The sequence below is a fragment of the Klebsiella indica genome, assembly GCF_005860775.1.
Lineage (GTDB): Bacteria > Pseudomonadota > Gammaproteobacteria > Enterobacterales > Enterobacteriaceae > Klebsiella > Klebsiella indica.
Genome location: NZ_VCHQ01000009.1, coordinates 207,476 through 217,996 on the forward strand (window position 1 = coordinate 207,476; position 10,521 = coordinate 217,996).

At 52.6% G+C, this 10,521-nt stretch carries 10 protein-coding genes; 5 read left to right on the forward strand and 5 right to left on the reverse strand.

The genetic code is table 11. The features are described 5' to 3' along the window. Positions 1-2 precede the first annotated feature (2 nt). Entirely contained in the window at positions 3-803 is an 801-nt protein-coding gene (locus FE839_RS08460; protein ID WP_138360377.1) for a MetQ/NlpA family ABC transporter substrate-binding protein, read from the reverse strand. Between the two features lie 348 nt (positions 804-1,151). Here FE839_RS08460 and FE839_RS08465 point away from each other — a divergent pair, with 348 nt between their 5' ends. The 4 genes from FE839_RS08465 to selO all read left to right on the forward strand — a co-directional run bounded on the left by FE839_RS08465 (position 1,152) and on the right by selO (position 4,554). After that, a complete protein-coding gene (locus tag FE839_RS08465; protein ID WP_138360378.1) occupies positions 1,152-1,703 on the forward strand; it encodes a glutathione peroxidase in 552 nt (183 codons plus the stop codon). Then, positions 1,703-2,452, forward strand: coding sequence for a vitamin B12 ABC transporter ATP-binding protein BtuD (btuD, locus tag FE839_RS08470; protein WP_138360379.1), 750 nt, complete (start codon positions 1,703-1,705; stop codon positions 2,450-2,452). Before FE839_RS08465 ends, btuD begins: the two co-directional genes overlap by 1 nt. An 81-nt stretch (positions 2,453-2,533) precedes the next feature. Further along, the gene (locus FE839_RS08475) at positions 2,534-2,998 is read left to right on the forward strand and encodes an NlpC/P60 family protein (protein ID WP_138360380.1); all 465 of its coding nucleotides are present in this window, start codon (positions 2,534-2,536) and stop codon (positions 2,996-2,998) included. A gap of 113 nt (positions 2,999-3,111) precedes the next feature. After that, positions 3,112-4,554 (forward strand): protein adenylyltransferase SelO, encoded by a 1,443-nt coding sequence (gene selO, locus FE839_RS08480; protein ID WP_138360381.1) that lies wholly within the window; start codon positions 3,112-3,114, stop codon positions 4,552-4,554. Positions 4,555-4,590: 36 nt separating this feature from the next. On the opposite strand, the gene hemP is transcribed toward selO, so the two are convergent. The 3 genes from hemP to ppsR all read right to left on the reverse strand — a co-directional run bounded on the left by hemP (position 4,591) and on the right by ppsR (position 6,966). Continuing rightward, complete coding sequence (gene hemP / locus FE839_RS08485; RefSeq protein WP_138360403.1) at positions 4,591-4,770, reverse strand: hemin uptake protein HemP; 180 nt, start codon at positions 4,768-4,770, stop codon at positions 4,591-4,593. Between the two features lie 159 nt (positions 4,771-4,929). After that, entirely contained in the window at positions 4,930-5,976 is a 1,047-nt protein-coding gene (locus tag FE839_RS08490; RefSeq protein WP_138360382.1) for a 3-deoxy-7-phosphoheptulonate synthase, read from the reverse strand. A gap of 156 nt (positions 5,977-6,132) precedes the next feature. Further along, entirely contained in the window at positions 6,133-6,966 is an 834-nt protein-coding gene (ppsR, locus tag FE839_RS08495; RefSeq protein WP_138360383.1) for a posphoenolpyruvate synthetase regulatory kinase/phosphorylase PpsR, read from the reverse strand. A gap of 464 nt (positions 6,967-7,430) precedes the next feature. Here ppsR and ppsA point away from each other — a divergent pair, with 464 nt between their 5' ends. Then, positions 7,431-9,809 carry a phosphoenolpyruvate synthase gene (gene ppsA / locus FE839_RS08500; protein WP_138360384.1) on the forward strand — a complete coding sequence of 793 codons (2,379 nt, stop codon included), beginning with the start codon at positions 7,431-7,433 and terminating at the stop codon, positions 9,807-9,809. A gap of 403 nt (positions 9,810-10,212) precedes the next feature. Here ppsA and FE839_RS08505 read toward each other — a convergent pair. Continuing rightward, a partial coding sequence (locus tag FE839_RS08505; protein WP_171034846.1) for a transposase occupies positions 10,213-10,521 on the reverse strand: 309 nt, incomplete at its 5' end.

The window sequence follows — 10,521 nt, forward strand, 5'->3', positions numbered from 1 at the left end:
TGTTACCAGCCTTTAATGGCATCGCCTTTGTAGACTTCCGCAGCTTTGTCGGCAACATCCTGGGTCTGGAACGCATTTTTCAGTTCCTGAACCTTCTTGCTGTCTTTATTATCCTGACGGGAAACGATGGCGTTGACGTACGGAGAGTCCGGGCCTTCCATAAATAAACCATCGCGGGCAGCGGACAAACCCGCCTGGGCGGAGAAGTTAGTATTAATAATCGACAGCGCAACGTTTGGGTCATCCAGCGTGCGGGTCAACTGCGGCGTATCGACTTCGACAATTTTCAGTTGTTTGGGATTGTTGATAATATCCAGTGTTGTCGGCAGGTAACCCACGCCCTCCTTCAGCTTGATTAAACCCTGGGCCTGCAGCAGCAACAGGCTGCGTCCCAGCGTCGTGGCTTCATTTGACAGAGTAATTGTCGCACCATCTGGCAATTCACTGATATTTTTGATTTTCTTAGAGTAAGCCGCAATCGGGAAAACAAAAGTTTTACCGACAATAGCAAATTTATAGCCGCGTTCTTTTGACTGCGCGTCAAGATACGGTAGCGTCTGGAAAGCGTTAACATCGACGTCTTTATTGTTTAAGGCTTCGTTAGGCAGCACGTAATCATTAAACGAGATCACTTCGACATTAAGGTTGTATTTTTCTTTAGCCACATGTTCTACGACTTTCCAGATAGCTTCATCCGGCCCGGTGTTAATTGCTACTTTAATCTTATTATCTTCATCCGGCGAGCAGGCTGATAACAGCGTGACGGAAGCCGCAATTAACACTGCGCTAAATATCTTTTTCATCAATAAAACTCTCTTAAATTAACAAACTGCGAGATAGTATTATACCCTAAATTATTCGAGTTGCAGGAAGGCGGCGACGCAGTGAATCCCCGGGAGCGTACTCCAGTACGTGACTGGGGTGAACGAGGAAAGCCAACGCACATGCAACTTGAAGTATGACGGGTATATATCCATTTACCTCTGTACACTGAATTACTCGGGCCGCTGTTGCGGCCAATGTATGTCGCGCGCTTTGTTACATCAAGAGACACTCCTGGGCGATTCAAAGTAGAATGACATGGCCTGAATCCGCTACAGTAGATAAGGATCACCTGACGCAGAAACCGTTTTATTCACTGAGGGAAGGCTATGCAACACGATATTCTTAATACTGAAGTCACCACCATTGATGGTGAGAAAACAACGCTTCTGCCCTATGCCGGCAAGGTGTTGTTGATCGTTAACGTCGCCTCGAAATGTGGCCTGACCCCGCAATATGCGCAGTTAGAAGCACTGCAAAAAGATCTCGAAAGCGAAGGTTTTAGCGTACTTGGCTTCCCGTGTAATCAGTTCCTCGGACAGGAGCCAGGCAGTGAGGAGGAGATTAAAACGTTCTGTAGCACGACCTATGGCGTGACTTTCCCCATGTTCAGCAAAATTGATGTCAATGGCGAACATCGTGCGCCTTTGTATCAGAAGCTGGTTGATTCCGCGCCGCAGGCGGTGGCGCCTGAAGGCAGTGGCTTCTATGAGCGCATGGCCAGTAAAGGTCGGGCACCGCTGTATGTGGATGATATTTTGTGGAACTTCGAAAAATTCCTGATTGGCCGTGACGGTCAGGTCATCTGCCGGTTCTCCCCGGATATGACGCCGGACGATCCGCAACTGGCAGCAGCCATTAAAGAGGCATTAGCGAAATAATGCCGTTTTTAATGCAGTTACAGGATGTTGAGGAAACGGGGCGTCTGGCGCCGTTTTCTGCAGATGTCCGACAAGGTGAAATTATTCACCTTGTGGGGCCGAACGGCGCGGGAAAGAGCACGCTGTTAGCGCGAATGGCGGGTCTCGCGACGGGACCTGGGCGGGTCATGCTGAACGAGCGGCCGTTAAGCGACTGGCCGGCACAGGCTCTGGCGCATCATCGCGCCTGGCTGTGTCAACATCAGATGCCGCCCTTCGCGATGCCGGTCTGGCATTATCTGTCACTGCATTTGCAGAACGGTATGCACAACGCGCTACTGGAGAATGTCGCCGGGACGCTGGGTCTTAGCGATAAACTTGAGCGTCAGGTAAACCACATTTCTGGCGGAGAATGGCAGCGGGTGCGCCTGGCGGCGGTAATATTGCAAATCCATCCTCAGGCCAATCCATCCGGGCAATTATTACTGCTGGATGAGCCAATGAACAGCCTTGATGTGGCGCAGCAGGCTGCGCTCGATCGGCTATTAAGCGAACTTAGCGCTTCAGGGGTCGCTATCGTGATGAGCAGCCACGACCTCAATCATACTCTCCGGCATGCCCATCATTCCTGGCTTATCTGTCAGGGGAAAACAATCGCCTGTGGCCGGACGTGTGAAGTACTGAGCGAAGAAAACTTAACCGCTGCCTATGCCATGGCTTTCCGAAGAGTGGAGGTGGCAGGCCATCTTATGCTCGTTGCATCACAGTAGCACGCCGTTACCTTGTCAGTAGGTTGATAAACAGGCTAGATTATCCTGGTAATTAAACAGGGAACAGAGGGTTCGTCTGAGATGCGTTACTGGTTCATTTTGTTCGTTGCGCTCTTTTTGGCGGGCTGTAGCAGCCATCGGGCACCGCCGCCTGACCCGCGGCTTGCCGATCCTATTGTCGTGGTCGCCAACCTGAACGAGCAGTTACAAAACTGGCGTGGCGCGCCGTACCGCTATGGCGGAATGTCGCCTCGCGGCGTTGATTGTTCGGGATTCGTGGTGATGACTTTCCGCGATAAATTCTCGATGCAACTGCCACGGGAAACCCGTGAGCAGGCGGAAATCGGCACGGAAATCGATAAGAGCGAACTGCAACCCGGTGACCTGGTCTTTTTCAAGACCGGTTCTGGCGAGAGCGGTCTGCACGTGGGGATTTACGATACCAATAACCAGTTTATCCACGCGTCAACCAGTCAGGGCGTGACGCGTTCATCGTTAAATAATGTCTACTGGCATAAAAAATTCTGGCAGGCGAGAAGGATCTAGCATCGAACAATTATCCGGAGGGAGGCGACGCTCTTGCCTTTTTAGCCAATATCCCTGAAATCGCTCCGTGTTAATAGTTTGTTGAAAGCACTACACTGAAGACAGGAGGAACCATGACCCTGTCTTTTACAACCCACTGGCATGATGAACTGCCGGATTTTTACACCGCTCTGGCCCCAACGCCGTTAGAGAATGCCCGACTTGCCTGGCACAATGCGTCGCTGGCGCACACGCTGGGTATTCCCGAAACGCTATTCCGTCCACAGCAGGGAGCAGGCGTCTGGGGAGGCGAAACGTTGCTGCCCGGTATGTCGCCGCTGGCGCAGGTTTACAGCGGTCACCAGTTCGGCGCGTGGGCCGGTCAGCTTGGCGATGGGCGCGGCATTCTGCTCGGCGAACAGCAGCTATCCGATGGTCGTCGTTTTGACTGGCATCTCAAGGGGGCTGGGTTGACGCCCTATTCACGCATGGGCGACGGGCGGGCAGTACTGCGTTCGACGATTCGTGAAGCTCTGGCGTCGGAAGCGATGCATGCGCTCGGTATCCCCACCACGCGTGCGCTGGCTATGGTGACCAGCGATACCCCGGTGTACCGTGAAACCGTCGAGAGCGGAGCGATGCTGATGCGTCTTGCCGAAAGCCATGTCCGCTTTGGCCATTTTGAGCATTTTTACTATCGCCGTGAGCCGCAAAAGGTCCAACAACTGGCGGACTATGTGATCCGTCATCACTGGCCACATCTGCAGAACGAAGCGGATAAGTATATTTTGTGGTTCAGTGACGTTGTCACGCGGACGGCGGAAATGATTGCCGGCTGGCAGACGATCGGCTTCGCGCATGGGGTAATGAATACCGATAATATGTCGATTCTGGGGCTGACAATGGACTACGGTCCATATGGTTTCCTCGATGATTTCCAGCCAGGCTTTATCTGTAACCACTCTGATTATCAGGGGCGCTACAGCTTTGACAATCAGCCTGCTGTCGGGCTGTGGAATTTACAGCGGCTGGCGCAATCATTGTCACCGTTTATCAACGCGGAGGCATTGAATTGCGCTCTGGATAGTTACCAGTACAAACTACTGACGGCTTATGGTCAGCGTATGCGCGATAAACTGGGGCTGTTAACCCAACAGAAAGGGGATAATGAGCTACTGAATGGCCTGTTTTCCCTGATGGAACGTGAAGGCAGCGACTACACGCGAACGTTCCGGATGTTGAGCGAGAGTGAACAGGCCAGCGCCGCTTCGCCATTGCGCGATGAATTTATTGACCGTGCCGCCTTTGATAGCTGGTTTGCTGGTTACCGTTCGCGCCTGTGCGATGAGCAGATTGATGATGCGTGGCGACAGGCGCATATGCGGAGCGTGAATCCGGCGATCGTATTGCGCAACTGGCTGGCGCAACGGGCGATTGAGCAGGCGGAACAAGGGGATATGAGTGAACTGGCGCGTCTGCACAACGCATTATCTCAGCCTTTTGCCGATCGGTCGGACGATTATACCCATCGCCCGCCGGAATGGGGGAAACGTCTTGAAGTGAGCTGTTCCAGTTAGGTTTGTCCATCCCCGTCGCGCAAATGGCGGGGATCATTATTTAGTCAGGATCAGCTTACCGGCATGGGTCTGGCGGAGTAAATAACGCTGACCGCTGTGTTCAATGACCACTCGCCCTTCAGGGCCTAATAATTCAAGGCTGCTTATCACTCTGTCAGAGGGGACAGGATAGGGAGTATTGTCTTTTGTTATTTCTGCTGTGGCAGCGTTATCCATATGCGTCAAAGCACCCAAAATCAAATCAACAATGATAATCATTATCAATAATGTTGTTTTTCATCGCAAGGATTATTTAACCCGTGATGCCAGTTGGCCGGTGACAGACCGGAAATCAATGCGAGGGACTCCCCACCGCGGTGTCGGTGGGGGGAAGGGCTACAGGCGGCTGGCGGTTGCGTCGGCTAATTCATCAAGCAATCGTTCGCTATCTTCCCAGCTCAGACAAGGGTCGGTGATTGATTGGCCCCAGGTCAACGGCCGGCCGGGAATCACCTTCTGTGTCCCTTCTTGCAGGAAACTTTCGGCCATGATCCCGGCAATGGCGGTCGATCCTGCGCGGATCTGCTGGCAAATATCGGCGCAAACCTCCAGTTGGCGGCGGTGCTGCTTCTGGCAGTTGCCATGGCTGAAATCGACGACCAGTTGTTCCGGGAGGTCGAATTCCGCCAGCGCCCTTCCGGCGGCGGCAATATCATCAGCGTGATAATTCGGGTTTTTACCACCGCGCATAATGATATGACCGTAAGGGTTGCCGCTGGTCTGGTAGATAGTCATCTGCCCTTGCTTGTCCGGCGACAGGAACATATGGCTGGCGCGAGAAGCGCGAATGGCATCAATGGCGATACGTGTATTACCATCGGTGCCGTTCTTAAAACCTACCGGACAGGAGAGCGCGGAGGCCATTTCACGGTGGATTTGGCTCTCAGTGGTGCGTGCGCCAATCGCGCCCCAGCTTATCAGGTCGGCAATAAACTGCCCGGTCACCATATCGAGAAACTCGGTGGCGGTCGGTACGCCCAGCTCGTTCACTTGTAACAGCAGGCTCCGTGCCAGCTCAATACCGTGATTAACCCGGTAACTGCCGTTCAGGTCAGGGTCCGAGATGAGCCCCTTCCAGCCGACTACCGTACGAGGCTTCTCAAAGTAGGTGCGCATAACGATTTCCAGTTGTGGCTGATAGCGTCTGCGCATCCCTTGCAGGCGGCGAGCATATTCCATCGCCGCATCTGTATCGTGAATGGAACATGGACCGATCACCACCAGCAGGCGGCGATCTTCACCGGTGAGGATTTTCTCGATTCGGCGGCGTGTTGCGGAAACATGTGCTGCAACGGCGGCGGATATAGGGTGCCGTTGCGCCAGTTCCGCGGGCGTGACCAGGCCTTCAAGGCGCGCGGTACGCAATTCGTCTGTTTTATTCATTCGGGGGTCTCAAAAATCTGTTTCTTCCTCGGCGAAAATACCAGGAAGTGATGCGTATCACGATAAAGCAATCCCTGTTTATTGCAAGAGCAGGGCATAATCCTGTATAGGGTGCAAGTGATAGCATAAACAAATTTATAATATCGTACTAGTCTATTAGTACATTTTACGACTTAGACCCATAATGTCCATAATTTTGGTGGCGATCTCTTCCACGGAATAATTGGTACTGTTCAGGCAAGGAATTTTGTTTTTGCGGTACAGCGCTTCGACTTCGGTGACCTCCATGCGGCACTGGCGCAAAGAAGCATAGCGACTATTTTCCCGCCGCTCCTCGCGGATGGCCGCCAGGCGCTCCGCATTGATTGTTAAACCGAAAAGTTTGTGCTGCAGCGGCTTTAACGATGCAGGAAGAATCAGATTGTCCATATCATCGGCGATAAATGGATAGTTAGCGGCGCGGATACCATACTGCATCGCCAGATACAGACTGGTGGGCGTCTTTCCACAGCGTGAGACGCCAAGAAGGATCACCTGAGCCTGATCAAGATTACGCAACGAGATCCCGTCATCGTGAGCAAGGGTGTAATCAATCGCTGCGATACGCGCGTCGTATTTGTTCAGATTGCCCGGCGTCAGGCCATGAGTGCGATGGGCGATGGGCGTCGGGTCAAGGCGTAGCTCCTGCTGTAACGGTGCCACCAGCGCCTGGACAATATCCTGACAAAAGCCTTCGCTTTGCACGATGATGTCGCGGATTTCCGGAAGTACAATGGAATAGAAAACCAGTGGCCGAATACCGGTTTGTTCAAAAATGGCGTCAATTTGCTCTTTCACGGCCCGTGCACGGCTGATATTTTCAACAAAGGGCAGGGTCACGCTGCTGGTGGTAACCGGGAATTGCGACATGACCGCATGCCCTAAAACTTCTGCCGTAATGGCGGTTCCATCGGAAATATAAAACACGTGGCGATCGACAACACTTTCCATTTTGACCATCCGGTATAACACGATTAATTGTTTGAAAGTTGATATTAAATTTAAGCATATCGTGCCACTCTTTGTCTCAATTTTAAAAAATGAAATGCTATTTTTATTTTTAATGAAAAGGTGAGTTCATTTTTATTATTGGTCTGGCTTTGGTATTAAATCTCACCAGATTCCCAAAGAATCATGGAGTTATGTATAACCGGCAAAGAATCCTAAAAATGAAAAAATAATTTGCTTGAACGATTCACCGTTTTTTTCAGACGCATAAATATGTCAGGATAAATCCGGTAGTTGATCGTGAATTATTTATACACAACACCATTCAGAATGCCGTCTGGCGGCGAGCGATGGAATCCCCGAGCGCGGTGATAACGCGGCGACAGGGATTCAATGCGCCGTTAACGGGAAAACAGTCTGAAAGGGCGTGTATATCACTGGTATTAAATCACAAAAGGATTGTCTCAATGTCCAACAATGGCTCGTCACCGCTGGTGCTTTGGTATAACCAACTCGGCATGAATGATGTAGACAGGGTTGGGGGCAAAAATGCCTCCCTTGGTGAAATGATTACAAATCTGTCAGGTATGGGCGTTTCCGTACCGAACGGGTTTGCCACTACCGCTGATGCGTTTAATCAGTTTTTGGACCAAAGTGGTGTAAACCAGCGTATTTATGAACTGCTGGATGCAACCGACATTGACGACGTTTCCGCATTAGCGAACGCCGGCGCGCAGATCCGTCAGTGGATCATCGATACGCCGTTCCAGAGCGAGCTGGAAAACGCGATTCGCGACGCGTATACCCGATTGTCCGCCGACAATGCTGAGGCCTCCTTTGCTGTGCGCTCTTCCGCGACGGCGGAAGATATGCCGGACGCCTCCTTCGCCGGGCAGCAAGAGACATTTCTTAACGTACAGGGCTTTGATGCGGTTCTGGTTGCCGTTAAGCACGTATTTGCATCGTTGTTTAACGATCGCGCAATTTCCTACCGCGTGCATCAGGGCTACGATCATCGCGGCGTGGCGCTCTCCGCCGGGGTGCAGAGGATGGTGCGTTCCGATCTCGCATCGTCCGGCGTCATGTTCTCCATCGACACCGAATCCGGTTTTGATCAGGTGGTGTTTATCACTTCCGCCTGGGGGCTCGGCGAGATGGTGGTGCAGGGGGCGGTAAACCCGGATGAGTTTTACGTTCATAAGCCCACGCTTGCGGCGGGTCGCCCGGCTATCGTGCGCCGCACGATGGGGTCGAAAAAGATCCGCATGGTTTATGCCGCAACCCAGGAACATGGGAAACAGGTGCGTATCGAAGATGTTCCGCAGGCGCAACGCGATGTTTTCTCCCTGACCGACGCCGAAGTGCAGGCACTGGCGAAACAAGCGGTGCAAATCGAGAAGCACTACAACCGTCCGATGGATATCGAATGGGCGAAAGATGGTCATACTGGTGAGTTGTTCATCGTGCAGGCGCGTCCGGAAACGGTCCGTTCCCGCGGCCAGGTGATGGAGCGTTACACCCTGCATGCGCAAGGGCAGATTATTTCTGAGGGGCGCGCTATCGGTCATCGCATCGGTGCCGGGCCGGTAAAAGTTATTCATGATATCAGTGAAATGAACCGCATTGAGCCCGGCGATGTGCTGGTCACTGATATGACCGACCCGGACTGGGAACCGATCATGAAGAAAGCGGCGGCGATTGTGACTAACCGCGGCGGGCGTACCTGTCATGCGGCGATTATCGCTCGCGAACTGGGGATCCCGGCGGTGGTTGGCTGCGGCAATGCGACCGATCGCATCCAGGAAAATCAGAACGTGACCGTCTCCTGCGCCGAAGGCGATACCGGCTACGTGTATGCCGAAATACTCGACTTTAGCGTGAAGAGCTCCTGCGTTGGCGACATGCCGGATCTGCCGCTGAAGATCATGATGAACGTCGGTAACCCGGATCGCGCCTTTGATTTTGCCTGCCTGCCAAACGAAGGCGTGGGCCTTGCGCGTCTGGAGTTTATTATCAACCGCATGATCGGCGTACACCCCCGCGCCTTGCTGGAGTTTGACGATCAGGAACCGGCATTGCAGGGCGAAATCCGCGAGTTGATGAAGGGTTATGATTCACCCAGAGAGTTCTATGTCGGTCGCCTGACGGAGGGGATTTCAACCCTTGGTGCGGCTTTCTTCCCGAAACGGGTGATTGTGCGTCTTTCTGACTTTAAATCTAACGAGTACGCGAATCTGGTCGGCGGCGAGCGTTACGAGCCGGAAGAAGAGAACCCGATGCTGGGTTTCCGCGGTGCCGGTCGTTATGTTTCCGAAAGCTTCCGTGACTGCTTTGCGCTGGAGTGTGAGGCGGTTAAGCGGGTGCGTAACGACATGGGGCTGACTAACGTCGAAATCATGGTGCCGTTTGTCCGGACCGTCGCACAGGCAAAAGCTGTGGTCGAAGAGCTCGCGCGTCAGGGGCTTAAGCGTGGCGAGAATGGCCTGAAGCTCATTATGATGTGTGAAATCCCATCGAATGCGCTACTGGCGGAGCAGTTCCTCGAATACTTTGACGGCTTCTCAATCGGTTCCAACGACATGACGCAACTGGCGTTGGGTCTGGATCGTGATTCCGGCGTGGTTTCTGAGCTGTTTGATGAGCGCAACGATGCGGTAAAAGCGCTGCTGTCGATGGCTATTCGTGCGGCGAAGAAACAGGGTAAATACGTGGGTATTTGCGGTCAGGGGCCATCCGATCACGAAGACTTCGCTGCCTGGCTGATGGAGGAGGGGATTGATAGCCTTTCCCTGAATCCTGATACCGTCGTGCAAACCTGGCTAGGCCTGGCGGAGCTGAATAAGTAAGCTGTTGATATACACTATTCCCGTCCAATGGCGTAATACTGGTCAGAGGCTTTCAGTTAAAGAGGTGGCTTTGGCGAAAATGGCGCATTTTTCGTTTTCGCCGGGTTTGGGTCGGTGAACTGTTCTGTTCACTGTCCATCCGAGGATATGGGTCATCTCCACAGCCTGTGAACGGCATAGGGGCGTTTCGCTCGCCCCCATAACCCGGCATTGCGCTGAAAACCTGCCGCTACGCGGTCAGTTCCACTCCGACTTCATCTGACGGCCAGTCCTGGATGCGTACCTGCGTTCTCGCCAGGTTTCCCTGATGCGCCCAACCCCCATGCGATGATCCCGCACTCAGTCAGCGGCTATCCGGGTGCTGAATGCCATGAAAAAACAGGCAATATATACCCAATAAACCTCAAGACACAGATTTGAGCACCTGAAAATTATCGTTAATTCGGGACGTCAGAGAACCCACTATCTCCGGTAACGTATGGCTGAAAAATTCAGATATTGCATCCCTGAACTCCCTGCTGTTGCTGAAGTAGCGGTTATTCCGGGCATGTTCGTTCATTAATTTCCACATTCGTTCTATTGGATTCAGGTTTGGACTGTACGGCGGGAGATAATGGAGTTTTATATTCACCACTTCCGCCCAGTCTTTCACTAAAAGTGAACGGTGATAACCAGCACCATCCAGAATAACATGCACTTTCTGGTGATAATC

Excerpts from the sequence above, each read along its gene's own strand:
- ppsR (WP_138360383.1), bottom strand. The coding sequence starts at position 6,966 with ATGGAAAGTGTTGTCGATCGCCACGTGTTTTATATTTCCGATGGAACC.
- btuD (WP_138360379.1), top strand. The coding sequence starts at position 1,703 with ATGCCGTTTTTAATGCAGTTACAGGATGTTGAGGAAACGGGGCGTCTG.
- FE839_RS08460 (WP_138360377.1), bottom strand. The coding sequence starts at position 803 with ATGAAAAAGATATTTAGCGCAGTGTTAATTGCGGCTTCCGTCACGCTG.
- FE839_RS08490 (WP_138360382.1), bottom strand. The coding sequence starts at position 5,976 with ATGAATAAAACAGACGAATTGCGTACCGCGCGCCTTGAAGGCCTGGTC.
- selO (WP_138360381.1), top strand. The coding sequence starts at position 3,112 with ATGACCCTGTCTTTTACAACCCACTGGCATGATGAACTGCCGGATTTT.
- FE839_RS08475 (WP_138360380.1), top strand. The coding sequence starts at position 2,534 with ATGCGTTACTGGTTCATTTTGTTCGTTGCGCTCTTTTTGGCGGGCTGT.
- ppsA (WP_138360384.1), top strand. The coding sequence starts at position 7,431 with ATGTCCAACAATGGCTCGTCACCGCTGGTGCTTTGGTATAACCAACTC.
- hemP (WP_138360403.1), bottom strand. The coding sequence starts at position 4,770 with ATGGATAACGCTGCCACAGCAGAAATAACAAAAGACAATACTCCCTAT.
- FE839_RS08465 (WP_138360378.1), top strand. The coding sequence starts at position 1,152 with ATGCAACACGATATTCTTAATACTGAAGTCACCACCATTGATGGTGAG.